This window comes from Citrobacter sp. Cpo221, from assembly GCF_030332345.1.
Taxonomy (GTDB): domain Bacteria; phylum Pseudomonadota; class Gammaproteobacteria; order Enterobacterales; family Enterobacteriaceae; genus Citrobacter; species Citrobacter portucalensis.
Window position 1 is genome coordinate 100,144 of the sequence record NZ_JAOWIA010000060.1, and the last position, 25,069, is coordinate 125,212.

At 52.7% G+C, this 25,069-nt stretch carries 25 protein-coding genes and 1 pseudogene; 9 read left to right on the forward strand and 17 right to left on the reverse strand.

Going from position 1 to position 25,069, the window contains the following annotated elements; genetic code table 11:
• Positions 1-166: 166 nt before the first annotated feature.
• Positions 167-1,273, reverse strand: a complete 1,107-nt coding sequence (gene asd, locus OGY72_RS21005) for an aspartate-semialdehyde dehydrogenase (protein WP_286549248.1) — start codon at positions 1,271-1,273, stop codon at positions 167-169.
• Between the two features lie 190 nt (positions 1,274-1,463).
• Here asd and yhgN point away from each other — a divergent pair, with 190 nt between their 5' ends.
• Positions 1,464-2,057 carry an NAAT family transporter YhgN gene (gene yhgN / locus OGY72_RS21010; RefSeq protein ID WP_003023480.1) on the forward strand — a complete coding sequence of 198 codons (594 nt, stop codon included), beginning with the start codon at positions 1,464-1,466 and terminating at the stop codon, positions 2,055-2,057.
• Between the two features lie 15 nt (positions 2,058-2,072).
• A pseudogene (locus OGY72_RS21015) lies at positions 2,073-2,240 on the forward strand (MarC family protein); the annotation flags it as partial.
• Here the strand turns inward: OGY72_RS21015 and gntU are convergent.
• From gntU to OGY72_RS21040, 5 genes are all read right to left on the reverse strand, one after another.
• Positions 2,163-3,503: a gluconate transporter gene (gntU, locus tag OGY72_RS21020; protein WP_003827609.1), complete on the reverse strand. Its 1,341-nt coding sequence runs from the start codon at positions 3,501-3,503 to the stop codon at positions 2,163-2,165. The pseudogene OGY72_RS21015 and the gene gntU overlap by 78 nt on opposite strands.
• Positions 3,503-4,033, reverse strand: a complete 531-nt coding sequence (gene gntK, locus OGY72_RS21025; protein WP_003023475.1) for a gluconokinase — start codon at positions 4,031-4,033, stop codon at positions 3,503-3,505. The genes gntU and gntK overlap by 1 nt, the downstream gene beginning before the upstream one ends.
• A gap of 141 nt (positions 4,034-4,174) precedes the next feature.
• Complete coding sequence (gene gntR / locus OGY72_RS21030) at positions 4,175-5,170, reverse strand: gluconate operon transcriptional repressor GntR (protein ID WP_003023473.1); 996 nt, start codon at positions 5,168-5,170, stop codon at positions 4,175-4,177.
• Between the two features lie 128 nt (positions 5,171-5,298).
• Positions 5,299-5,994, reverse strand: a complete 696-nt coding sequence (gene yhhW / locus OGY72_RS21035) for a quercetin 2,3-dioxygenase (protein WP_003023472.1) — start codon at positions 5,992-5,994, stop codon at positions 5,299-5,301.
• Positions 5,995-6,117: 123 nt separating this feature from the next.
• Complete coding sequence (locus tag OGY72_RS21040; protein WP_149384410.1) at positions 6,118-7,155, reverse strand: oxidoreductase; 1,038 nt, start codon at positions 7,153-7,155, stop codon at positions 6,118-6,120.
• A 428-nt stretch (positions 7,156-7,583) separates the two neighbouring features.
• Here OGY72_RS21040 and yhhY point away from each other — a divergent pair, with 428 nt between their 5' ends.
• The 6 genes from yhhY (at position 7,584) to OGY72_RS21070 (ending at position 13,376) form a co-directional block, all read left to right on the forward strand.
• Entirely contained in the window at positions 7,584-8,072 is a 489-nt protein-coding gene (gene yhhY / locus OGY72_RS21045; protein WP_286549250.1) for an N-acetyltransferase, read from the forward strand.
• 46 nt (positions 8,073-8,118) lie between these two features.
• Positions 8,119-9,003, forward strand: coding sequence for a hypothetical protein (locus OGY72_RS21050; protein WP_191235950.1), 885 nt, complete (start codon positions 8,119-8,121; stop codon positions 9,001-9,003).
• 325 nt (positions 9,004-9,328) lie between these two features.
• Positions 9,329-10,543: a PfkB family carbohydrate kinase gene (locus tag OGY72_RS21055; protein WP_003827600.1), complete on the forward strand. Its 1,215-nt coding sequence runs from the start codon at positions 9,329-9,331 to the stop codon at positions 10,541-10,543.
• A gap of 15 nt (positions 10,544-10,558) precedes the next feature.
• Positions 10,559-11,320 (forward strand): glutamine amidotransferase, encoded by a 762-nt coding sequence (locus OGY72_RS21060; protein WP_003827597.1) that lies wholly within the window; start codon positions 10,559-10,561, stop codon positions 11,318-11,320.
• A gap of 53 nt (positions 11,321-11,373) precedes the next feature.
• A complete protein-coding gene (locus OGY72_RS21065; protein ID WP_286549251.1) occupies positions 11,374-12,345 on the forward strand; it encodes a DMT family transporter in 972 nt (323 codons plus the stop codon).
• Positions 12,342-13,376 (forward strand): phosphotriesterase family protein, encoded by a 1,035-nt coding sequence (locus OGY72_RS21070; RefSeq protein WP_003827595.1) that lies wholly within the window; start codon positions 12,342-12,344, stop codon positions 13,374-13,376. The genes OGY72_RS21065 and OGY72_RS21070 overlap by 4 nt, the downstream gene beginning before the upstream one ends.
• A gap of 44 nt (positions 13,377-13,420) precedes the next feature.
• Here OGY72_RS21070 and ggt read toward each other — a convergent pair whose 3' ends face one another.
• The gene (ggt, locus tag OGY72_RS21075) at positions 13,421-15,166 is read right to left on the reverse strand and encodes a gamma-glutamyltransferase (RefSeq protein WP_003827593.1); all 1,746 of its coding nucleotides are present in this window, start codon (positions 15,164-15,166) and stop codon (positions 13,421-13,423) included.
• Between the two features lie 118 nt (positions 15,167-15,284).
• Here ggt and OGY72_RS21080 point away from each other — a divergent pair, with 118 nt between their 5' ends.
• A complete protein-coding gene (locus OGY72_RS21080; protein ID WP_003827591.1) occupies positions 15,285-15,725 on the forward strand; it encodes a DUF2756 family protein in 441 nt (146 codons plus the stop codon).
• Here the strand turns inward: OGY72_RS21080 and ugpQ are convergent.
• From ugpQ to livH, 10 genes are all read right to left on the reverse strand, one after another.
• A complete protein-coding gene (gene ugpQ / locus OGY72_RS21085) occupies positions 15,722-16,465 on the reverse strand; it encodes a glycerophosphodiester phosphodiesterase (RefSeq protein ID WP_003827589.1) in 744 nt (247 codons plus the stop codon). The two genes, OGY72_RS21080 and ugpQ, sit on opposite strands and share 4 nt — an antisense overlap.
• Positions 16,462-17,532 (reverse strand): sn-glycerol-3-phosphate import ATP-binding protein UgpC, encoded by a 1,071-nt coding sequence (locus OGY72_RS21090; protein WP_286549256.1) that lies wholly within the window; start codon positions 17,530-17,532, stop codon positions 16,462-16,464. Before OGY72_RS21090 ends, ugpQ begins: the two co-directional genes overlap by 4 nt.
• A 1-nt stretch (position 17,533) precedes the next feature.
• The gene (gene ugpE / locus OGY72_RS21095) at positions 17,534-18,379 is read right to left on the reverse strand and encodes a sn-glycerol-3-phosphate ABC transporter permease UgpE (RefSeq protein ID WP_003023450.1); all 846 of its coding nucleotides are present in this window, start codon (positions 18,377-18,379) and stop codon (positions 17,534-17,536) included.
• Positions 18,376-19,263: a sn-glycerol-3-phosphate ABC transporter permease UgpA gene (ugpA, locus tag OGY72_RS21100; RefSeq protein ID WP_126956409.1), complete on the reverse strand. Its 888-nt coding sequence runs from the start codon at positions 19,261-19,263 to the stop codon at positions 18,376-18,378. Before ugpA ends, ugpE begins: the two co-directional genes overlap by 4 nt.
• Before the next feature lie 110 nt (positions 19,264-19,373).
• The gene (gene ugpB / locus OGY72_RS21105; RefSeq protein WP_003827583.1) at positions 19,374-20,690 is read right to left on the reverse strand and encodes a sn-glycerol-3-phosphate ABC transporter substrate-binding protein UgpB; all 1,317 of its coding nucleotides are present in this window, start codon (positions 20,688-20,690) and stop codon (positions 19,374-19,376) included.
• Positions 20,691-20,937: 247 nt separating this feature from the next.
• Complete coding sequence (locus tag OGY72_RS21110) at positions 20,938-21,219, reverse strand: hypothetical protein (protein ID WP_148361368.1); 282 nt, start codon at positions 21,217-21,219, stop codon at positions 20,938-20,940.
• A 101-nt stretch (positions 21,220-21,320) separates the two neighbouring features.
• Complete coding sequence (livF, locus tag OGY72_RS21115; protein WP_003827581.1) at positions 21,321-22,034, reverse strand: high-affinity branched-chain amino acid ABC transporter ATP-binding protein LivF; 714 nt, start codon at positions 22,032-22,034, stop codon at positions 21,321-21,323.
• A gap of 17 nt (positions 22,035-22,051) precedes the next feature.
• Positions 22,052-22,819, reverse strand: a complete 768-nt coding sequence (livG, locus tag OGY72_RS21120) for a high-affinity branched-chain amino acid ABC transporter ATP-binding protein LivG (protein ID WP_003023438.1) — start codon at positions 22,817-22,819, stop codon at positions 22,052-22,054.
• The gene (gene livM / locus OGY72_RS21125) at positions 22,816-24,093 is read right to left on the reverse strand and encodes a branched chain amino acid ABC transporter permease LivM (protein ID WP_048215381.1); all 1,278 of its coding nucleotides are present in this window, start codon (positions 24,091-24,093) and stop codon (positions 22,816-22,818) included. The genes livG and livM overlap by 4 nt, the downstream gene beginning before the upstream one ends.
• On the reverse strand, positions 24,090-25,016 hold the full coding sequence (livH, locus tag OGY72_RS21130; RefSeq protein WP_003827575.1) for a high-affinity branched-chain amino acid ABC transporter permease LivH: 927 nt from the start codon (positions 25,014-25,016) through the stop codon (positions 24,090-24,092). Before livH ends, livM begins: the two co-directional genes overlap by 4 nt.
• Between the last annotated feature and the right edge of the window lie 53 nt (positions 25,017-25,069).

Below are 25,069 nucleotides of genomic sequence, written 5' to 3' on the forward strand. Positions count from 1 at the left end.
CGTCGTCCCACCTTCAGGCAACAACTTAATACCTCCGGTACTAAGTCACCCTTAAAGAATAGCCAATGCTTTATCTTACTCCTGGTAAAAAATGAAACATCTGCGCTTACTCCTGTATTACGCAAAAAAAGGGGTGATTCCTCACCCCTTGATCGTTAACAAACTATTACGCCAATTGGCGCAGCATACGGCGCAATGGCTCCGCAGCACCCCACAGCAACTGGTCGCCCACGGTAAAGGCTGACAGGAACTCCGGTCCCATGTTCAGCTTACGCAGACGGCCTACTGGCGTGGTCAGCGTACCGGTAACGGCCGCCGGGGTTAACTCACGCATGGTGATATCCCGATCGTTTGGCACGACTTTGGCCCACGGATTGTGCGCCGCCAGCAGTTCTTCTACGGTCGGAATAGACACATCTTTTTTCAGTTTAATGGTGAACGCCTGGCTGTGGCAGCGCAGCGCGCCGACGCGCACGCACAGACCATCAACCGGGATCACGGAAGACGTGTTGAGAATTTTGTTGGTTTCCGCCTGTCCCTTCCACTCTTCGCGGCTCTGACCGTTATCGAGCTGTTTGTCGATCCACGGAATCAGGCTACCGGCCAGCGGTACGCCAAAGTTATCAACCGGCAGTTCGCCGCTGCGGGACAGGGTCGTCACTTTACGTTCGATGTCGAGAATAGCAGAGGAAGGGGTCGCCAGTTCCTCGGCCACATGGCCATACAGATGACCCATCTGAGACAGCAGCTCACGCATATGGCGCGCGCCGCCGCCGGAAGCCGCCTGATAGGTTGCCACGGAAACCCAGTCAACCAGGTCATTGGCAAACAGGCCACCGAGAGACATCAGCATCAGGCTAACGGTACAGTTGCCGCCGACAAAGGTCTTAATACCTTTATTCAGGCCGTCGGTGATGACATCCTGGTTAACCGGATCGAGAATAATGATGGCATCGTCTTTCATACGCAGCGAAGAGGCTGCGTCAATCCAGTAACCTTGCCAACCGCTTTCACGAAGCTTTGGATAGATTTCGTTGGTATAATCGCCGCCCTGACAGGTCACGATGATATCGAGCGCCTTCAGCGCATCCAGATCAAAAGCGTCCTGAAGTGTGCCGGTCGCGGTGCCACCGAACGTCGGTGCCACCTGCCCAAGCTGGGAAGTAGAAAAGAAAACAGGGCGAATGGCGTCGAAGTCACGCTCCTCAACCATGCGTTGCATGAGAACAGAGCCGACCATACCGCGCCAGCCGATAAAACCAACATTTTTCATAGCGTTTTTTCCTGCAGAGATGTGTGCTGTGTATGCTAACCAGTATCCTACTGGCCTATCCTTCACCATACAAAAAGCAGCCAAAGTCGCAAGTGAAATTAATCAATGATAGCGAAGCCATCAGTAATGCGACTTATCCCGCTGCGCAAGCAAGCAGAAAGTCCGCGGTAATTATCAGGGAATTTGAGTTATGAATGAAATCATTTCAGCGGCAGTTTTATTGATCCTGATTATGGATCCGCTCGGAAATCTGCCCATTTTCATGTCCGTATTGAAACATACCGAACCAAAACGTCGCCGCGCGATTATGATTCGCGAGCTGTTTATTGCGCTGTTGGTGATGCTGATATTCCTGTTTGCGGGCGAGAAAATTCTGGCATTTCTTAACCTGCGTGCAGAAACCGTATCGATCTCCGGGGGCATCATTCTGTTCCTGATCGCCATTAAGATGATTTTCCCCAGCGCCACCGGGAATAGCACCGGGCTTCCGGCTGGTGAAGAGCCGTTTATCGTACCGCTGGCGATTCCGCTGGTAGCCGGGCCGACAATCCTGGCCTCATTAATGTTGTTGTCGCATCAGTATCCAAACCAGATGGGGCACCTGGTGATTGCGCTGCTGATCGCCTGGGGCGGCACATTCGTGATTTTGCTGCAGTCTTCGCTATTTTTACGCCTGCTGGGAGAGAAAGGGGTTAACGCGCTGGAGCGCCTGATGGGGCTGATTCTGGTGATGATGGCAACCCAGATGTTCCTCGACGGCGTTCGGATGTGGATGAAGGGGTAACGCACTCACTTTATGCCGGGTGGCGGCTTCGCCTTACCCGGCCTACGGTGTCGATATGTGCTCGTTTGTAGGCCCGGTAAGCGCTAGCGCCACCGGGCAATGCCATCAGCTCAACAGCTGGAAAGCAATCATACCGACAATCGCGCCGACCGTACCGAGGATGGTTTCCATCATCGTCCAGGTCTTCAGCGTTTGCGCTTCGGTCGCGCCGGTAAATTTACCGAACAACCAGAAACCGGCATCGTTAACGTGGCTGACCACGATAGAGCCGCCCGCGATACAGATAGACAGCGCTGCCATCTGAGCACCGGAATAGTTCAGTTGCTCAATCACTGGCATCACCAGACCGACCGCCGTTAAGCAGGCCACGGTCGCGGAACCCTGAATGATACGCACCGCCGCCGCCAGCACGAAGCAGGTGATGGCAATCGGCAAGCCCATACCGGTTAACGCTTCGCCCAGCGCCGGACCAACGCCGGAATCCACCAGTACCTGTTTGAACACACCGCCCGCGCCAATCACCAGCAGAATAATTCCCGCTGGCTGCAGCGCATGGCCGCAGATTTCCATCACGCGGTCTTTTGGCATGCCCTGGCGCACCGCCAGACCGTAAATCGCCACCAGACAGGCAACCAGAATCGCGGTAAACGGATGACCGATAAACTCGAACCATTCGTAGGTTGAAGAACCGACCGGAACAAAGCGTGCGGCGATGGTTTTCAGACCAACCAGCACCAGCGGCAGCAGGATAAGCGATAAGCTGAAGCCAAAGGAGGGCATTTTGCCTTCGCCCAGATGCGGCTCGGTAATGTCTTCCGGTACGTGCAGCTCAACGTAACGGCTGATGAAATTACCCCACAGCGGCCCGGCGATAATCATGCCCGGAATCGCAGCGCACAGGCCAATCAGGATCATCCAGCCAAAGTCGGCGTGCATCTGAGAGGCCAGCAGCATCGGCGCAGGCCCCGGCAGCAGGAACGCTGCGGCAGCCGCCACGCCCGCAAACAGCGGAATGACCAACTTAACCAGGTTAGTACCGGTATGGCGTGCCATTGAAAACGCTACGCTAATCAGTAGCACAATCGCCACCTCAAAGAACAGCGGCAGCGCGCAAATCAGACCGGCCAGGCCAATCGCGTAATGTGCGCGGCTGTGACCGAAGGATTTCAGCATTTTGACGGCAATCTGATCGACCGCGCCGGTCTCATGCAAAATCTTGCCGAACATCGCCCCCAGCGCCACCACAATCGCCAGGAAACCGAGCGTGCCTCCCATCCCTTTTTCCATGGTCGCCGCGATTTTATCGAGCGGCATACCAGAAAAGAGACCTGCACCAATGGATACCACCATCAAAGCAACGAAGGCGTGCATACGCGCCTTCATCACTAAAAACAGCAGTAATAAAACGGACCCTACTGCTGTTAAAACAAGCGTTAATGTGCTCACTACTTACTGCCTTGGTTAATAACCTCAATGGTGCTGGCGACCACACCGTCCAGTGGTTGATCGATATCGACCACCAGTACATCGTTTTCATTCGCACCCGGTTCTTCCAGCGCTTCAAACTGGGTAACCAGCATCTGTGTTTTGAAGAAGTGGCCTTTACGCGCCTTCAGACGGCTTTCGATAACGTCAAAATCCCCTTTCAGATAAATGAAAGAGAGGTTCGGGTTACCGTCGCGTAACTGGTCGCGGTAGACTTTTTTCAAGGCAGAACAGACGATCAGCGAAACCTTGTTGGTACGCTGCATCGCAAAAGCGGCGTCATTCAGCGCCTGTAGCCACGGTTTACGGTCGTCATCGTTGAGTGGCTCACCGGAAGCCATTTTCATGATGTTGCTGCGCGGATGGAGAAAATCGCCATCAAGAAACGCGGCCTGCAGTTGATGCGCCACTTCGCTGGCGACAGCAGATTTACCGCTGCCCGATACGCCCATCAGAACGTAAACGTGGTGATCATGATTAGTCGTGCTCAAAGCGTTGCCCCCACTGGTACAAGAATCAGGAAATTGTTACGGGTAACTGTTATCGGTAACATTGTCCAGCCGGATAAATAGAGAAGCAATATCCATTCGTGCTCGAAGTGTATAAGTGTGAGCTAGTTCAAAGTTGTTGGCTTAAATAGATCCGCCCGGTGACAAGGTGAAACCTAAATCTAACATTTTAGGCGTGACTGCTTCACCACGAATGCGCGCCAGCAGGCGTTCTGCGCCAATGCTGCCCATCCGTTCACGCGGCGTGAGCACACTCGCCAGACGCGGCTCCATCACCTGCCCGATGTCGTGACCGTGGAATCCGGCAATCGCCATGTCATCCGGGATTTTCAGCCCTAAACGCTGGCATTCGAAGGCCGCCCCTACCGCCAGGTCATCGTTGGTACAGAAAATGCCGTCGAGCTGCGGGTATTCGCGCCGCGCCTGACGGATGAGTTCAATACCGGAGGAGTAGGAAGAAGACTGTTCCACCATCACGCTGTACGGCACCAGGTTGGCATCGCGCATTGCCTGCTCGTAGCCTCTCTGTTTGATGATAGTACGCTCATCAAGACGTGCGCCAAGATAGGCTACATGACGGTGCCCGCGGGCGATAATAGCGGCAGTCATCTGACGCGCGGCTTCGAAGTTGTCGAAACCGACGGCGATATCCAGACACGGAGACTGGCTGTCCATCAATTCAACCACCGGGATACCGGCAACTTCAATCATTTTCAGCGTACGGGGCGTATGGCTACGTTCGGTGAGGATCAGGCCATCGATATTCCACGACAGCATCGATTCCAGGCGCTCTTGTTCCATCTCAGGCTTATAGCCGTAGTGCGCGAGCATGGTTTGATAACCATGGGCGTCGGTGACGGCCTCAATGCCGCGTAGCACTTCAGCAAAAACCTGGTTAGTGAGAGACGGTAACAGCACGCCGATAGCGCGGCTGGTGGCGTTAGAAAGGATATCAGGAGCGCGATTGGGAATATAACCCAGCTCATCAAGTGCAGCGGCAATTTTGCCCCGCAGCGCCACGGAGACCTGCTCCGGATTACGCAAAAAGCGACTGACCGTCATTTTGGTCACGCCCACGCGGTCGGCTACATCCTGAAGTACGGGTCTTTTCTTTTTCATCGTCCTGAAGCGTTAAAAAGGGATAGATTCCCCCAGTTTACCACGGACGTGTGGAATTAATGACAAACGATGAAAAGCCGGATGGCGACGCTTTCGCGTCTTATCCGGCCTACAAGGATTACAGCACGTTATACTGGCGGCAGGTCAAACAGTAACACTTCACTGTCGCTGTCGGCATGAATAGAAATTGCCTGTTCATCCCAGATTGCCAGACCGTCGCTGGTGGTCGCTTTGGTCCCGTTAATCGTCACGTTACCTTTTACGACCTGGATCCAGACGCGGCGTTCAGCGGCAATCTGATGCACCGACTGCTCATCTTTGACCAGCGCCCAACGGTACAGCTCCATATCCTGGTACACTTTCAGTGAACCATCACGGGCATCCGGCGACAGCACCAGTTGTTTACCCTGAGCGGCATCGAAACGACGCTGTTCATAACGCGGAGTAATACCGTTCTCCTGCGGCATGATCCAGATCTGATACAGATGCAGCTTCTCAGTATTGCTCGGGTTGTACTCCGAGTGACGGATCCCCGTCCCGGCGCTCATAATCTGAAACTCACCGGCCGGAACCTGCTCTTTATTGCCCATGCTGTCCTGATGCTCTACCGCGCCTTCCAGCACGTAGGTCAGGATTTCCATGTCTTTATGGGGGTGGGTGCCAAAGCCCTGGCCTGCATCGATCACGTCATCGTTAATCACGCGCAGTGCCGAGAACCCCATAAAGTTCGGGTCATAGTAGTTGGCAAAAGAGAAGGTATGCCAGGAATCAAGCCAGCCATGATTAGCGTGGCCACGGTCGTTAGCTTTGCGTAAGTAGATCATTGTGTTCATCCCCAGATGTTTTCGATGGAGTAAGTGTGGACTCAATCCGTCTGGGATCATAGAGGGTGAAAATTGACTCCTCTGTTCAAAAAATATGAACAAGCCAAGAGGAGTCTGTGCAGGCTATTTGGCGAGGGTTATCGTGGCAGGCGTTGCCTGTTCAAAGGCGCGTTCGAGGATCTCCAGGTTGGTAAGAACTTCAGATTCCTTGACGTAATTAGGCGTACCGGCGGTTAGCGTCTGGTACAGCGAATCATAGACGCGACCGTAGTCCCCCACTTCCGGCTTCACCTCTTCTTTCACCGTGATGCCGTCATCGTTGACATATTCCAGCATTCCAATGGAATCATCGGCAGCGAAACCTGGCTCACCCGGCATGATATTAGCCTTCAGGCTGGTTTCCTGCTGGTCGATACCGTACTTCACAAACGAGCCTTTGGTGCCATGCACGATAAACTTCGGATAGTCGATTTTCACCAGATGGCTGGTTTTAACAATGGCTTTCAGGTCGCCGTAAAACAGCTGCGCTTCAAAGGTATCGTCCGGGTTCGCTTTGTTGCGCAGGCTGCGGATGTCGTAGGCCACATGATCGGGGCGTCCGAACAACGAGATAATCTGATCCATGGTGTGTACGCCCAGACCATAAAACGCGCCGTCCTGCGGCAGTCCCGGCTTGGTTTCTGCTTCAGGACGGTAGTAATCGAAATGGCTTTCAACCTCAACAATCTTGCCGAGCTTGCCGCTCTCAATCGCTTTTTTAGCGGTGAGGAAACAGGAGTCAAAACGACGATTCTGATACGGCGTAACGGTCAGCCCTTTGCTTTGCGCTAGCTCAAACAACTCTTTTGCTTGCGCAAGCGTTGGGGTGAAGGGTTTCTCAACCAGCACATTTTTACCCGCTTCCAGCGCGCGTTTGGCGTATTCAAAATGGCTGTCAGCATGGGTACAGACGATCACCAGCTTCACCTGCGGATCGTTTAAGATCTCGTCGAGGTCGCTGGTGAAGTGAATATGTGAATACTGCGGCGCCTGCTCTTCCGCCCTGGCGTTGCGGCGGAAAATATGCGCGACGTGCCAGCTATTTTTGCGGTTGAGGACGTACGGCAAATGGTAGCGGGTGGTGCTTTTACCAAAACCAATAAATGCGCAGTGTAAGGTCATGAGACGATCCTTTTGAAGATGATTGTCTACACCATAGCGCAAAGCGGCTGGAGACTGAATCCATCCTGTCATCATGCCGGATGCGGCGTTGCCTTATCCGGCCTACAAAACCCAGGTCTCAGCTGTAGGCCGGATAAGTGCAAGCGCCATCCGGCATCAGTCGCCCCACCCCGGGGACAAAATGACAAGTAAGCCAGGCTGAAACAAAACCCCAAAAAAAAAGCCAGCAAAAGCTGGCTAAAGTAATACTGGAAGCAATGTGAGCAATGTCGTGCTTTCAGGTTCTCCGTAGGGGTTCCCCTGAACGCAGAGCAATAATAATCATTCTCATTCGCACTTGTCTACTTCTTTTTGCAAAAAAATGCAGTTGACGGATTTTTCTTTCTCAGCGAGTGTAAATGCACAATTAACCCTGCAGGAGATAAGGAATGAGTGAGATAGTGATACGCCACGCTGAACCGAAAGATTACGACGCAATTCGTCAGATCCACGCCCAGCCGGAGGTGTACCACAACACGCTACAGGTCCCTCATCCTTCCCTCGAAATGTGGCAAGCACGGCTAACCGAGCAAGCCGGTGTCAAACAACTGGTTGCCTGCATTGACGATATCGTCGTGGGGCATCTCTGTATTGAGGTCGCGCAGCGCCCGCGCCGCAGCCACGTGGCCGATTTTGGTATCTGCGTGGATGCCAGGTGGCACAATCGTGGCGTTGCCAGCGCGCTGATTCGTACGATGATCGACATGTGCGACAACTGGCTGCGCGTCGAGCGCATTGAGCTGACGGTATTTGTTGATAATGAGCCTGCTGTAGCAGTCTATAAGAAGTACGGCTTTGAAATCGAAGGCACCGGTAAGAAATACGGCCTGCGCAACGGTGAGTATGTTGATGCCTACTTTATGGCGCGCGTGAATTAAATTTAAGGGCGAGTCATATCGCCCTGCTTATTGAAAGGACGCAATAGTGAAAAAGTTTCTTCCCCTGGTGTTGCTGGCCTCGCTCTCCCCTGCTTTTGCCACTACCGTACAAAATCTCGATTCTGTACCCAGTGCCATCCAACATCCTGAAGGTAAACAGATTTTTGCTGAGCAAATGGCAGGAGCAACCCCTGCGAAAGGATTTGGTGAGCTTCCTCAGGGCTTATCTGAAAAGCAGTGGATTGCATGGGTTGCACCGAATGAAGATCCTGACAACCTAATCCTGACCGGTGCTAAATCTTGGGGAAAAGACGGTAAATATATTGGCATTGCTTGTTTTGCCGATAATAAGGCTGACGCCGAGCAAGCAAAAAAATACGCGGATAACACCTGCCCGGAAAACTACAGCAACGGGCGCGCTAATAAATTATATCTCGGCGTTTTTTCCTGGCAGAATCCACAGCTAACGCCGATTGCACGCTCGGAAAAACCGTTAAACCAGCTCTCAGAGTGGAATAAAGCCGCTGAAAAAGAGAGCGATGATGAGTCCGTCAGACCGCTGGCTTATTATACAAAACTGGATCTGGCACCGTACCGGATCGCCCCCGATACCCTGGCGTTCGGGGTACGAGGTGGATACTCCGATGCCTACTCCGGCGGCGGCGCATTTTATGAAGTGCTGGAACTCTACACCATCAAAGACAGCAAGATAATCAACGTGTTTTCTGACCTTGTTTATTACTATTCGGACATTGCTGGAGACTGGAATAAAGACGGCACAAGGCAGCACGACATCAGCGAAAGTAAGTACATTCTTAAAATGCGCTCGGCAAAGACGCACGGGTTTTATGACTTAGAGCGCGTTAACCTACAAGATAAAAGCAGCCAAATATTCCGCTGGTCCGAATCACTGCAGCGATATGCGCCATAACCTACCAGTCAGGCCTACATCGTTCAAAACGCTGTAGGCCATTCTCTTTTATATCCCACCGAAAAATTCAAGAACGGAAGCGCCATCCAGTCCTGACATAGAGTTGTTGATTACAGCCTATCGCCTTCCCCCACCGTCATGTTCAGGCTTAACAACCACCTGAATTATATGGTTATTAGGCTTTCTATCTTCATCGCTATTTTTCGTAACTTTAATAATATTAATATTACATTTTTGTTTTTTTTTGGTTTCTGCCATCACTTTATGGTGACAATCACAACAATATACTTCCCCTGGGACTAACTTAACCACGGTGAGGTAAAAAATGAAATTTGAACGCCATCATAGAATATTGAAAGAAATCAGTATTTCGGGAGTTGTAAAAGTTTCAAATCTGGCGAAAAGTCTCAAGGTAACAAAGGAAACTATTCGCTCAGATCTCAATGAACTTGCCGGGCAGGGATATCTCACTCGCTGTCATGGTGGTGCATTTATTACCCTTGACTCTCTTGATAACGTTGCAAAAAACGAAATTGCTTATGTGCTGGAAAAATATGAATCAGCGCAGAAAATAAAAAAAGGTCTCTCTGCCATGAAGAATAATGTATGTGTTATTGGCTCGTTCAATGTTGATATTATCAGTTACCTACCGAGGCTACCCTCGACAGGCGAATCATTGCTTGCCGATAAATTTATTTTTTCGCCCGGTGGTAAAGGATGCAATCAGGCATTAGCGGCAAGCTATGCCGATTCTGATGTGCATTTTATTACTAAAGTAGGGTCAGACCATTTCAGTGATTACGCCATTAATTTTATAAACTCATCAAAAATCCATAAAAGCGTTATCTATCAGACCAAAGAAACACAGACAGGTACAGCGACTATTATGGTGAATGGAGATACCGGGGATAACGTCATCGCTATCTATCCAGGTGCTAACATGACAATTTCACCTGATGAAATCACCATACAAAAAGAAGCCATCGTTCATTCAGATATTGTTCTCGTACAACTGGAGACAAATTACGAAGCACTTCAACAAACCATTCGTCTCGCACAGAAAAATGATATCCCGGTCATTATTAACCCAGCGCCATATAATGAAATGGTTAATACCATCATTGATGACATCGATTATATCACGCCAAATGAAACCGAAGCTGGTCTGCTGGCAAACATGTCCGTCAACGATATTGAATCAGCCAAATGTGCAGCAAAGATTATTCATCAAAAAGGTGTCAAAAATACCATTATCACATTGGGTAGCAAAGGTTCTCTCGCTTATGACGGAACGCAATTCATCTATTCTCCGGCATTTCCGGCCGTTGTAAAAAATACGGCTGGCGCTGGCGATGCCTTCAATGGCGCACTCGCGTCTGGCCTTGCTAAAGGAAAATCACTGGCATCTGCATTGTGCTACGCGAGCGCATTCGCCTCGCTTGCTGTTGAAACACCCAATGCCTCTGACATGCCAGAAAACGAATCCGTTCTTCATCGCATTCAGGGCTCACATTACAAACAAACTATCTCTACTCACTAAATCAAGGAGCAGACTATGAACAATACGCAGAAAAAACTAAAGGTGCTCTTTATTGGAGAATCCTGGCATATTCACATGATTCATTCAAAAGGCTATGACAGTTTTACCTCCAGTAAATATGAAGAAGGTGCTACATGGTTGCTTGAATGCTTAAAGAAAGGTGGTGTAGAAATTGATTATATGCCGGCTCACACCGTGCAAATTGCATTTCCAGAAAGCATTGATGAACTAAACCGTTATGATGTCATTGTCATTAGCGATATCGGCAGCAATACGTTCCTGTTGCAAAACGAGACGTTCTATCAGCTAAAAATAAAGCCAAATGCTCTGGAATCAATTAAAGAGTATGTCAGAAATGGTGGTGGTCTGCTCATGATTGGCGGCTATCTGTCATTTATGGGCATTGAGGCCAAGGCTAATTACAAGAACACCATTCTTGCCGAGGTTTTGCCAGTTATTATGCTTGACGGCGATGACCGGGTAGAAAAACCAGAGGGTATCTGCGCTGAGGCTATCTCCCCGGAACATCCTGTCGTTAACGGATTCTCAGACTACCCGGTATTTCTTGGATATAACCAGGTTGTCGCCAGAGAAGATGCCGATGTTGTTTTAACAATAAATAATGACCCGCTGTTAGTGTTCGGTGAATACCAACAGGGTAAAACCGCCTGCTTCATGAGCGACTGTTCGCCACACTGGGGAACACAGCAATTTATGTCCTGGCCGTTTTATACCGACCTGTGGGTTAACACGCTTCAATTCATCGCCAGAAAATAAAAAACAATGGAGTAACGAAAGTTACTCCTTTTATAAAATACAAGGATTGATGTATGAACAAAAATAAGTACTCAACTCCCTTACTGATGCTTGCAACCATCTTAGCCGGTATGCTTTCCCCAATGCAGTCTGCCGTTAATGGGCAATTGGGACACTGGTTGCAAGATGGTAATGCTTGTGCAGTAATCTCGTTCGCCAGCGGTCTGGTCGTCATGTTTTTCATTATTATTGCGCGTAAAGAAACACGCCAGCAATTCGCATCGATCCCGACGCTGATTAAAAAGAGAAAAATCCCGCTGTGGAATTGGTTTGCCGGATTATGTGGAGCGATGGTTGTATTTTCGGAAGGGGCATCAGCCAGCGCGTTGGGCGTTGCCACGTTTCAAACTGCATTAATTTCCGCCCTGCTCCTTTCCGGCCTACTGTGCGACCGTTTTGGTGTCGGTGTGGATGAGAAGAAATATTTCACCCCATGGCGCGTTGCTGGCGCATTGTTCGCGGTTATTGCCACGATTTTTGTCGTGTCGCCACAGTGGCATTCAACCTCCTTTATCCTGCTCGCTATCCTTCCATTTTTGGCAGGATTACTCGCTGGCTGGCAGCCTGCTGGAAATGCCAAAGTTGCCGAGGCCACGGGCTCTATGCTGGTTTCCATTACCTGGAACTTCATTGTCGGCTTTTGTGTGCTGGGCGCTGCACTGGCGATACGTGTCGCATTAGGCCATGCCACCGTCCAGTTACCCGATACGTGGTGGATGTATCTCGGTGGCCCGCTGGGTCTGCTGTCCATCGGGCTGATGGCGATTCTGGTCAGAGGCTTAGGTCTGCTAATGCTGGGTGTAGCGTCTACCGCAGGCCAGTTGCTTGGGTCGGTATTGATTGATGAATTGATCCCATCCTTAGGCAATACGGTCTATCTGGTCACCATCATCGGCACGTTGTTCGCGTTAGTGGGCGCAATTGTTACCACCATTCCAGAATACAGAGCATCCAAAATGGCGCAAAAAATGGAGGTGTCAGGATGAAAGGTTTCCTGCAAACAGTGACAGGCCCAGTGGCGCACACTGATATGGGGCTAACGCTCCCGCATGAGCATCTGTTTAACGATCTGTCATCCGTTGTTGATGAACCACATTATGCTTTTTCACAGCAACTGGTAGGAAAAAAAGTCAGTGCTGACCTTCAGTGGGGACTGAAACACGACCCATACTGCTGCGCCGATAACATGGACAGAAAAGAGATTGATGATGTCATCTTTGAAATCAATAATTTTATGTCACTAGGAGGCAGGACGATTGTCGACGCGACGGGTTCTGAGTCTATCGGTCGGGACGCTTCATCGTTACGGGAAGTGGCAATAAAAACCGGTTTGAATATCGTTGCTTCATCAGGACCTTATCTGGAGAAGTTTGAAAGCACCAGGATCCATAAACCTGTCGATTCATTAGCCGCACTGATTGATAAGGAACTGAATCAGGGGATTGGCGAAACGGATATTCGCGCCGGTATGATCGGTGAAATTGGCGTGTCACCCGCATTTACCCAAGCGGAACGTAACAGTCTGCGAGCGGCGTCTCTGGCACAACGTAATAATCCCCATACGGCGATGAATATCCATATGCCAGGGTGGCTGCGGCTGGGTGATGAGGTACTGGATATTGTCCTTGAAGAGATGAACGTCTCTCCGGCAAAAGTTTCGCTGGCACACTCGGACCCGTCAGGAAAAGATGTTGCCTATCAACGTAAAATGCTCGACCGCGGCGTGTGGCTTGAATTTGACATGATTGGTCTGGACATTACCTTCCCTAAAGAAGGTATCGCCCCAGGCGTTCAGGAGACCGCAGATGCGGTAGCTCATCTGATTGAACTGGGTTACGCCGATCAGATAGTTTTAAGCCATGATGTTTTTCTCAAACAGATGTGGGCAAAAAATGGGGGGAACGGTTGGGGGTTTGTCCCGAATGTTTTCCTCGCCTATCTGGCTGCCCGTGGAGTAGACAACGATACTCTTCGCAAGCTCTGTATTGATAATCCAGCGCGGTTACTCACGGCATAGCCAACAAAACGCCCGGTGCCTGACACCGGGCTATTAATCAAAAATCAGTATCCCGCCGTTAAATCATCCACGGAACGCGGGTCAGAAGCACCATACAGTGCGCCATCCGGTCCAACCATAATGCTCTGCGTGCTGCCCATCGCCTCTTTCAGCGCCACTTTCTGTCCTTTTTGCTCCAGCAGCTTGATTGTATCCGGGCTGAAGCCCTTCTCGATGCGCAGTTCATCCGGCAACCACTGATGATGGAAACGTGGCGCGTTGGTCGCTTCGGCGACGTTCATCCCGAAATCAATGCTGTTGACCACCATTTGCAGCACGGTAGTGATAATTCGGCTTCCGCCAGGGCTGCCGGTAACCAGCCAGGTTTTCCCGTCTTTTACCACGATAGTCGGCGACATCGATGACAGCGGACGCTTCTTCGGCCCAACCGCGTTGGCATCACCGCCCACCAGTCCGTAGACGTTCGGTACGCCCGGCTTGGCGGAGAAATCGTCCATTTCGTTATTCAGCAGAATGCCGGTGTTACCCGCCACGATGCCGGTCCCGAAGGTGGTATTCAGGGTATACGTCACCGCCACGGCATTGCCGTCTTTATCCACCACTGAGAAATGAGTGGTCTGGTTGCTTTCATACGGGGCGAGCTTGCCAGGTTTGATCTGGCTGGAAGGCTTAGCCTTGTTGATATCAATCTGATCAGCAAGCGTTTTAGCATAGGCTTTGTTGGTCAGCGCTTGCCACGGCACTTTCACAAAATCCGGGTCGCCCAGATACTCTGAACGGTCGGCGTAAGCATATTTCTCCGCTTCAGCCATAACCTGCATAGCATCGGCGCTGCCAAATCCGTACTTCTTCATATCGAAGTTTTCGAGAATATTGAGGATCTGCACGATGTGAATACCGCCAGAGGACGGCGGTGGCATGGAGAAGACCTGATACCCGCGATAGTCACCGCTTATCGGCGTGCGCTCCACGGCTTTATAGCTGGCTAAATCCTCTTTGGTCATCAGCCCGCCGTTCTTCTGCATTTCCCCGGCTATCTGATCGGCAATCGCCCCTTTATAAAACGCATCCGGGCCATTCTCGGCAATCATTTCCAGGCTTTTCGCCAGATTCTTTTGCACCAGCTTGTCGCCCTTTTTCAGCGGCTCGCCGTCCTTCCAGAAAATGGCTTTGCTGTTCTCGTGATTAGGGAGCACTTCGCTGCCATAGGTTTTCAGATCGTCGGCCAGCGCGTCATTAACCACAAAGCCCTCTTCCGCTAGCTTCATCGCCGGGCGCACCACTTTGTTCAGCGGCATCGTGCCGTATTTCTCCAGCGCCAGCGAGAAACCCGCCACGGTACCCGGCGTACCGGATGCCAGATGCGACGTCAGCGACTTTTTCGCATCGGCGTTGCCCTGCTCATCGAGGAACATGTCACGGGTCGCGCCAGCAGGCGCCATTTCACGAAAATCGATCGCTGTGGTGTTACCGTCTTTGGTACGCAGCAGCATAAAACCACCGCCGCCCAGATTGCCCGCCTGGGGATGCGTCACCGCCAGCGCATAGCCAACGGCCACGGCGGCATCGACGGCATTCCCACCCTGTTTAAGAATGTCCACACCAACCTGGGTAGCTAAAGCATCCACAGAGGCCACCATCCCTTGCTTAGCACGTACGGGATGGAACACATCTTCCTCGACTCCGTAAGATACCGGTGGTGGTGCAGCCGGCGCGGCAGCAACGCTAAAACAACTTCCTGAGAGCAGAGCAGCAATGGCTACCCGGCGTAAAAACGTCGGTTTTATCATCGTTATTCTCCAGATGTATGGGGGTCGGCCCCCACTAAGTCTGGTGCATAACTCTGAAATAATCATCGTAACGGCGAGAAAGGAGTAAACTTAAGAGATCCCCGAGAGGAGAAAAGCGATGAAACGACTCTTACTTTTAGCCATGCTGTTGCCGTTTGCAGGCTTTGCACAGCCCATCAACACCATGAATAACCCGAACCAACCCGGTTATCAGATCCCGAGTCAGCAGCGTATGCAAACCCAAATGCAAACGCAGCAAATTCAGCAGAAAGGGATGCTCAACCAGCAGTTGCAAACGCAGACGCGTATGCAGCAACAGCATCTGGAAAACCAAATTAACACCAACTCCCAGCGGGTCCTTCAGTCTCAGCCAGGCGAGCTAAATTCCGGTCAGCAGCAAATGCTGCCCAACAGCAACGGTGGGATGTTGAGTGGAACCCGTAACCCGGACAGCTCTCTGAATAAGCAACATATGCTGTCAGAGAAAAAGAACGGCGACATGCTGAAGCCCTCCAGCACGCCGCAGCCTAACGTTCCGTTAAAAACGATTGGGCCTTAAAAAGGTTGGAAATCCGGACCAATCGTATCAATGGCATCGGTACAGATGCAGTCCACGCCCCAGCGCAGCAGTTCCGCCGCGCGCTGGGGTCGGTTGACGGTATATACCAGAATACGTAGCCCCGCATCGCGCAGCGCATCCACACGCGCTTCATCCAGCAGTTTGTGATTAAGATGAATAGAGACGCAGCCAAGCCGCGTGGTCAGCTCGCGCCAGTCCTCGCGCCATTCATCAAGCAGCAAGCCTCTCGGCAGTTCAGGTACCGCCTGCTGCGCCGCTTCAAGCGCATCAATTTCAAAGGATGACAACAGCGGAGGCGTCATTCCCGCCCACAGTTCCCGCGCGGCCAGCGCCACAACTTTGCCGGTTAATGTTCCAGTGCCAGTTGTGGGTTTAATTTCAATATTTGCCATCATACCGTGCTGACGGCAGCGCTCGGCCACTTGCGAGAGCAGTGGCAGCGGTTCACCTTTAAACTCACCGCTAAACCAGCCGCCGGCGTCCACGCGCAATAAATCCTGCCAGTTCAGCTCGCCTGCCACGCCCCAGCCGTTGCTGGTTCGCTCCAGGTTGTCGTCATGCAGTAAGAAGATCTCACCGTCTTTCGACAATTTAGCGTCAAACTCGATCATGGTATGCCCGTATCGCGCCCCCACGTCGATCGCCGCCAGGGTGTTTTCCGGGGCCAGCTTACCGCCGCCACGATGGGCGACAATATGGGGGTAAGGCCAGTTACTCATACGCGTTGTCCTGTTTCGCCATCAAAAAGATGCAGATGATTTTCTGGCAGATGCAGCCACAGCGTGCTGCCTGCCGTCGGGCGATGCTGATGCGCCAGTCGCACCACCAGCTTTTGCTCGCCCCAGCGTCCGTGTGCCAGGTTATCTGCGCCCAGCATTTCCAGTGTATCAACAACCAACGGCACACCGCCTTCGGCCTGCGAGCTTAGCGCAATATGCTCCGGGCGGATACCCAACGTCATGTTACGCCCAATAGCCGCTCTCGCGCTTCTGCCGATCGGTAACGTCATGCCGCCCTCCAGTTCAAAATGGGTGCCCGCGGCGCTGATGCGCCCGTCGAGCAGGTTCATCGCCGGGCTGCCGATAAAACTCGCCACAAAGCGGCTGGCTGGCTTTTCATACACCTCAACCGGCGTACCTACCTGCTCGGCAATGCCTTTATTCATCACCATCACCCGTTGGGCGAGGGTCATCGCTTCAACCTGGTCGTGCGTCACGTATAGCGAAGTGGTTTTCAGGCGGCGATGCAGATGTTGTAACTCCAGACGCATCTGTACGCGCAGCTTGGCATCAAGGTTAGAAAGCGGCTCATCGAACAGGAATACCGCCGGGTCGCGCACAATCGCTCGTCCCATCGCTACGCGCTGGCGCTGACCGCCAGAAAGTTCGCGCGGACGGCGCTTGAGCAGCTCACCCAGCTCGAGAATACGCGCCGCCTCATTTACCCGCTCAGCAATGTGCTCCTTGCCCATCCCGCGGATTTTCAGCCCCCAGGCCATGTTTTCTTCCACGCTCATATGCGGATAGAGCGCGTAGTTTTGAAAGACCATCGCTATGCCGCGATCCTTCGGCTCCATCTCGGTAACGCGTTTATTATCAATCCAGATATCGCCACCGCTCACCCGCTCCAGCCCGGCTACCATCCGCAGCAGCGTAGACTTTCCGCAGCCGGATGGCCCAACCATCACGATAAACTCCCCGTCCGCGACGTCCAGCGTCAGCGGTTTAATTACCTGGGTTTTGCCGTCCCAGCTTTTGGTTACTGCTTGTAGTTTGAGTCCTGCCATTTTATTTCTCACTGTCCACTAAACCACGCACAAACGCGCGCTGCATGGCTAACACGATGATTACCGGAGGTATGAGCGTCAGCAGCATGGCGGCCATTACCTGGTTCCACTGCGTGGTGCCTTCACCGGTGGCGATCATGCCTTTGATACCCGCCACCGCAGTGCCCAAATTGACATCGGTAATAATTAACAACGGCCACAAATACTGGTTCCAGCCGTAGATAAAGGTAATAACGAATAGCGCCGCCAGATTGGTTTTTGACAGCGGTAGTACGATATCGCGGAAAAAACGCATCGGTGATGCGCCGTCAATACGCGCCGCCTCAACCAGTTCATCCGGCAGGGTCATAAAGAACTGGCGGAACAAGAAGGTCGCAGTAGCCGATGCCATCAACGGCAGCGTCAGACCCGCATAGCTGTCGAGCATTTTCAGGTTGGCGATAACCTCCACCGTCGGGAAGATTCGCACTTCAACCGGCAGCATCAGGGTGATAAAAATCATCCAGAAGAACAGGTTACGCAGCGGAAAGCGGAACCAGACGATGGCGAATGCGGAAAGCATGGAGACGGTGATTTTCCCTACCGTAATACTGAACGCCATGATGAAGCTGTTAAGCATCATCAACCAGAACGGCGCGCTGTTGACGCCCACGCCGTTGACCCAGATGTATTTCATGTTCTCCAGCAACTGCGTGCCGGGAACCAGCGTCATCGGCGTTTCAAACACCGCTTTGTTGTCCAGCGTCGCCGCGACAAACGCGACGTACAGCGGAAACAGGATCACCATGATCCCCATAATCAACATGGCATGGCTGAATATTGTCAGCCCACGACGGTTCTCAATCATTGGTAACGCACCTTACTTTCCACATAGCGGAACTGCACCACCGTCAAAATAATGACCAGCAACATCAGCACCACCGATTGCGCAGCCGAGGCGGAGAGATCCAGCCCGACAAAGCCTTCGCGATAGATCTTATAAATCAACGTCGTGGTCGCCTGTACCGGTCCACCCGCCGTGGCGGCATCAATAACCGGGAAGGTATCAAAGAAGGCATAAACCAGATTCACCACCAGCAGAAAGAAGCTAACCGGGGCTATCAGCGGCAGCGCCAGCTTAAAGAAGCGACGAACCGGCCCCGCGCCATCAATCGCAGCAGCTTCGATCAGCGATCGCGGGATAGACTGCAGTGCGGCAAAGAAGAACAGGAAGTTGTAACTAATCTGCTTCCAGACCGACGCGAACACAACCAGGAACATCGCCTGACCGCTGTTTTGCGCATGGTTCCAGTCATAGCCAAACTCACCGAGAAAATGGGTAATCAGCCCACGTCCTGGGTTAAACAGGAAGATCCACAATACGGCGGCGACGGCAGGCGCGACGGCGTATGGCAACAGCATCAGCGTCTGGTAAAAACGGCTGCCGCGCACCACGTAATTCACCAGCGCCGCAAAAAATAACGACACCAGCAGACCGCTCACCGTGACTAACGTACTGAACTTAATGGTGGTCCAGAATGAGTCGAGGTAGTACGGGTCATGAAACAGCGCGACAAAGTTTTCCAGTCCGACAAACTGGCTGGAAAGACCAAACGGATCAACGGATTGTAGCGAGTACCACAACGCTTCACCGGCGGGCCAGATAAAGAAAATAACGGTGATCACCAGCTGCGGAGCCACCAATAAATAGGGAAGCCAACGCGAGCGGAATACCGGACGGGATGAAGACATGTAGGTTCTTTTCCTGGAAGGTGCCGGATGGCGGTGCAAGCACCTTATCCGGCCTACAAACTACAAACTTGTAGGCCTGATAAGCACAGCGCCATCAGGCACTTATACACTTAAGACTTGGTCGATTGCTCAAAGCGGCGCAGTAACTGATTGCCACGCTCAACGGCGGCATCCAGTGCCTGCTGCGGGGTTTTCTTCCCGGTCCAGACGCTTTCCAGCTCTTCATCCACAATAGTGCGGATCTGCGGCATATTGCCCAGACGCAGTCCTTTAGTGAATGGCAACGGCGGCTTGTTCAGCATCTGGCGGGTGGCGATATCAGCCCCAGGGTTCTTCTCATAGAAGCCCTGTTCACGGGTCAGGTCGTAGGCAGCGGTAGTGATCGGCAGATAGCCGGTCTTCTGGTGCCATTCGGCAGCAATTTCAGGCTTCGCCAGGAAGTTGAGGAACTGCGCCACGCCTTCGTAGGTTGCTTTATCTTTACCCTGCATCACCCACAGGCTGGCCCCACCGATAATCGCATTCTGCGGCGCGCCCTTCACATCGGCATCGTACGGCATCATCCCGACGCCATAATTGAATTTAGCGTAGTGGCGGATGTCGGCCAGCGAACCGGAAGAGGCGGTGGTAATGGCACAATCCCCGTTGTAGAACTTCTCAGTGGATTCGTCCTTACGCCCGAAGTAGCTGAAATCACCTTTTTTGTTCAGCTCTTCCAGCAGAGCGATGTGTTTCACCTGTTCCGGTTTATTGAACTCCAGCACCGCGTCAGTACCGTCAAAGCCATTGTTTTTGGTTGCTACCGGCAGACCGTTCCAGGCGCTGAAGTTTTCAATCTGAATCCATCCCTGCCAGCCGCTGGCGTAACCGCACTTCATGCCTGCGGCTTTCAGCTTCGCGGTGTACTCCGCCAGATCCTGCCAGGTTTTCGGCGGCTGCTCCGGGTCTAAACCGGCTTTTTTGAAGGCATCTTTGTTGTAGTACAGCACCGGAGTGGAGCTGTTAAACGGCTGGGAGAGCAAGTGTCCGCTTTTAGAGTCGGTGTAGTAACCGGAAACGGTCGGTACGAACTGAGACTCATCGAAGTTAATGCCAGCCTCTTTGAATACTTCATAGACCGGTTTAATGGCTTTTGAGGCCATCATGGTTGCCGTGCCCACTTCATAAACCTGCAGCAGCGCAGGCGCGTTTCCGGTACGGAAAGCAGCAATTCCTGCACTCAGGCTCTGCTCATAGTTGCCTTTGTACTGCGGAACAATTTTGTAGTCGGGATTGGCTGCATTAAAACGTTGCGCCAGTGAATCAACTTCTTTACCCAGTTCGCCTTCCATTGAGTGCCAGAACGGGATAGTGGTGACCGCCAGTGCCTGACCTGCAAATGCCAGGCTAAGTGCCAGTCCTAAAGCTGTATGTCGTAACGATATCATCGGTTATCTCTCTTGTTGTGCCGGATGCGCGATATCACGCGTTTTATGCTCGCGGGGGTAACATGACATGCTCGAATGACAGAAAAATAACTTTTTTATTACAAAAAAAAGATAGTAAGGCGACAAACAGATGGCAAGGCGGTGAAAGCGTAGTGACAGGAAAATGCGGGGTGGTGCACAACAAAGCCGGATATCGCTATACCTTCTCCGGCCTGGATGGCGTTATCGGCTGCTCCAGCAAGGAAGATTAATCCCGACGCCAGCGTCGCTCATATTCATTCTGTAAACGCTGCTGCTCTCGCCGCTCACGTTCACGTTGGATATCCGATTTATCATCATCCCAGCCTGGGCATACCGAGCTGGTAAACACTTCGCAGGGCGAGTCGGATTGCGCTAACGGGTTGTCCGGCTTTTCTTCCCAGATTGTAGGGTCGCGCGGGTCAAACGCTGGCGGTGTTGAGGCCTGGGTGGTTAGTGAAAGCGTCAAAAACAAACTGCCAATCATCATGCAGGTACCTGAACGAATCATCCTTTCTCCATGTTCATTTTTATTATTGATAACTATTCTCAATAATAACATAGAGCAATAAAAAGGGGCCACAGCAGGCCCCTTGTCTATTCAGAGAATGATTAACCGCCCAGATACGCGCTTCGCACCGCTTCGTTAGCCAGTAGCGCATCACCGGTGTCTTCCAGCACCACATGACCGTTTTCCAGCACGTAGCCGCGATCGGCGAGCTTCAGCGCCTGGTTAGCGTTCTGTTCGACGAGGAAGATGGTCATCCCCTGTTCGCGCAGCTGTTCGATGGTGTTAAAAATCTGCTGGATGATAATCGGCGCCAGACCCAGCGACGGTTCATCAAGCAGCAGCAGCCTCGGCTGGCTCATCAGCGCACGGCCTATCGCCAGCATCTGCTGTTCACCGCCGGACATCGTTCCCGCACGTTGAATACGACGTTCATGCAGACGGGGAAACAGGTCATACACCCATTTGATGCGTTCCTGAAACTGGTCCTTTTCGGCAAAGAAGCCGCCCATCGCCAGGTTCTCTTCCACCGTCATACGGGAAAACACGCGACGCCCTTCCGGCACAATCGCTACCGCTTCGCGCATGATTTTCGCCGTCTGCCAGTCGGTAATGTCTTTACCATCAAAGACGATTCGCCCACTGGTCGCTCGCGGGTCGCCACACAATGTGCCGAGCAGCGTGGTTTTTCCCGCGCCGTTGGCACCAATCAGAGTAACGATTTCACCCTGGTTGATATACAAGCTGACGTCGTGCAGCGCCTGTATTTTGCCGTAGTGGGCGTTGACTTTGTCGAACGATAACATCGCCTTATCCATATTAATCCTCGCCCCCATTATGCTTCACCTAAATAGGCGCGGATAACATCCGGGTTATTACGAATCTGTTCCGGCGTCCCATTTGCCAGCGGCGTGCCCTGGTTCACCACGTAAATACGGTCGGAAATCCCCATCACCAGCTTCATGTCGTGCTCAATCAACAAAATGGTGGTGTTGTGATGGTTACGCAGTTCAGCAATCAGCTCGTCCAGCTCTTTGGTCTCTTTCGGGTTGAGTCCAGCAGCGGGTTCGTCGAGCATCAGGATTTCCGGCTGGGTCACCATGCAGCGGGCAATTTCCAGACGGCGCTGATCGCCATAGGCCAGGTTACTGGCCTGACGGTTGGCATGCTCCAGCAAGCCAATACGCTCCAGCCAGGTAGCAGCGCGATCCAACGCTTCACTCTGCGCGCGACGGAACGACGGGGTTTTCAACAGGCCGGAGAAGACGCCGGTTTTCAGTTGCTGATGTTGCGCCACCAGCAGGTTTTCAATCACTGTCATTTCGCGAAAAAGACGCACGTGCTGGAAAGTACGTACCACCCCCATACGCGCGATTTGCTGACCCGGCAGCCCTTCCAGGTGCTGGTCGCGCAGCTTAATCGTCCCGCCGGTCGGCTTATAAAAACCGGTCAGACAGTTAAAGACCGTGGTTTTCCCCGCACCGTTCGGGCCGATTAACGAAACGATCTCCTGCGGTCGCAGTTCCAGTTCAACGTTGTTTACCGCCAGCAGACCGCCGAAGCGCATCATCAGGCCGTTAACGGATAATAATGGCTGACTCATGCCTGCTCTCCTTTTGCTTCCCCGTTTTTCAGCTTCAACTGTGGACGGGTCATCGGCAACAAGCCCTGCGGACGCCAGATCATCATCAGTACCATTAAACCACCCAGCATTAACATGCTGTATTCGTTGAAATCACGCATCAGCTCGCGTGACACTACCAGCAGGATGGCCGCGAGGATCACCGCGAACTGTGACCCCATTCCGCCCAATACCACAATTGCCAGCACAAAGGCCGACTCGGCAAAGGTGAAGGATTCCGGGCTAACAAACCCCTGGCGCGCGGCAAACAGCGTACCGGCAAAACCGGCAAACGCGGCGCTGATGGTAAAGGCTGTCAGCTTGATACGCGTAGGGTTTAAGCCCAGAGAACGACAGGCAATTTCATCTTCACGCAGCGCTTCCCACGCGCGACCCAGCGGCATACGCAGCAAACGGTTGATAACAAACAGCGAGAAGACCACCAGCAGCAGCGCCACCAGATAGAGGAAAATGACGCGGTCAGACGGATCGTACTTGACGTTAAAGAAGTTGCTGAAGGTATCCCAGCCGCCTTCACGGGCGGTACGGCTGAACTCCAGACCGAAAAAGGTCGGTTTCGGGATCTGGCTAATACCGTTTGGACCGCCGGTTACTTCGGTGTTGTTGAGCAGCAGAATACGGACGATTTCGCCGAAGCCTAAGGTCACAATCGCCAGATAATCACCGCGCAGGCGCAGTACCGGGAAGCCGAGCAGGAAGCCCGCTGCAGCGGAAACCAGCCCTGCCAGCGGCAGGCAGGTCCAGAAGCCGAGTCCGTAATAGTGGTTCAGCAGCGCGAAGGTGTAAGCGCCGATGGCATAGAAGCCGCCGTAGCCCAGCACCAGCAGGCCGGAAAGCCCCACCACCACGTTTAAGCCGAGGCCGAGGATGATATAAATCATCGTCAGCGTGGCGATATCCACCGTTCCGCGCGAAACCATAAACGGCCACGCCACGGCAATCACCAGCAGCGCCACCAGGAACAGCTTCTGTTTAACGGTGGAGCCATCAATCGCCGGCAGAATAAACTTCGGCCCAGAGACGCTCTTCAGGCCTTTCTGGAAGGCTGGACGCAACAGCTGAAAGAGAAAGACCACGCCAGTGCCGATAAACACCCACTGCCAGCGGATATCCGCAGCGGTATCGACTACCAGCTTGGTACCGTCCAGCTCTAACTGAACGCCCATAAAGACGCCCGCCAGGACGAAGAACATAGCGGCAGAGAGCAGCGCCATTGCAAAATGCATCGGTTTCATACTTTCTCTACCTCCGGGCGACCCAGAATACCGGTTGGCATCACCAGCAGCACCAGAATCAGCAGCGCGAATGAAACGACGTCTTTGTATTCAGTACTCAGATAAGCAGAGGAGAGCGCTTCCGCAACGCCCAGAATCAGGCCGCCGATCATCGCCCCTGGAATGCTGCCGATGCCGCCCAGTACCGCCGCGGTAAAGGCCTTCATCCCGGCCATAAAGCCGATGTATGGGTTAATTACGCCATAGAACTGACCGAGCAGTACGCCCGCTACCGCCGCCATTGCCGCACCAATCACAAAGGTCAACGCAATCACGCGATCGGTGTTAATGCCGAGCAGGCTGGCCATCTTCAGGTCTTCGGCACAGGCACGGCAGGCGCGGCCCATACGGGAGTAACGGATAAACAGCGTCAGCGCCAGCATCGCCAGGAAGGTTACGATCCAGATAACCAACTGCATGGTGGTGATGGAAGCAGAGAAGTTATCGCTACTGCCGACAGTCCACTGGCCATTAAACAGGCTGGGCAGCGCCACGTCGCGCGAACCTTCCGTCAGGCTGACGTAGTTTTGCAGGAAGATGGACATCCCGATAGCGGAAATCAGCGCGATCAGACGCTTGGAGCTGCGCACGGGCCGATACGCCACGCGTTCAATGCTCCAGCCGTAGGCGCTGGCAATCACAATCGCGCCGACGAAGCCCGCCGCGACCAGTAGCCAACTGGAATCAATGCCCATCATCATTAGCGCTGCGATGATCATAAAGGAGACATAGCTGCCGATCATATACACCTCGCCGTGGGCGAAGTTGATCATGCCGATAATGCCGTACACCATCGTGTAACCGATGGCGATCAGCGCGTAGGTGCTTCCCAGCGTGACGCCGTTAAACATCTGCTGCAAGAAATAGAGGAACTGCTCGGACATAAGGTAACCTTTTTAAACCCGCCCGTTTTGCACGGGCGGTGGGATAACTCGTC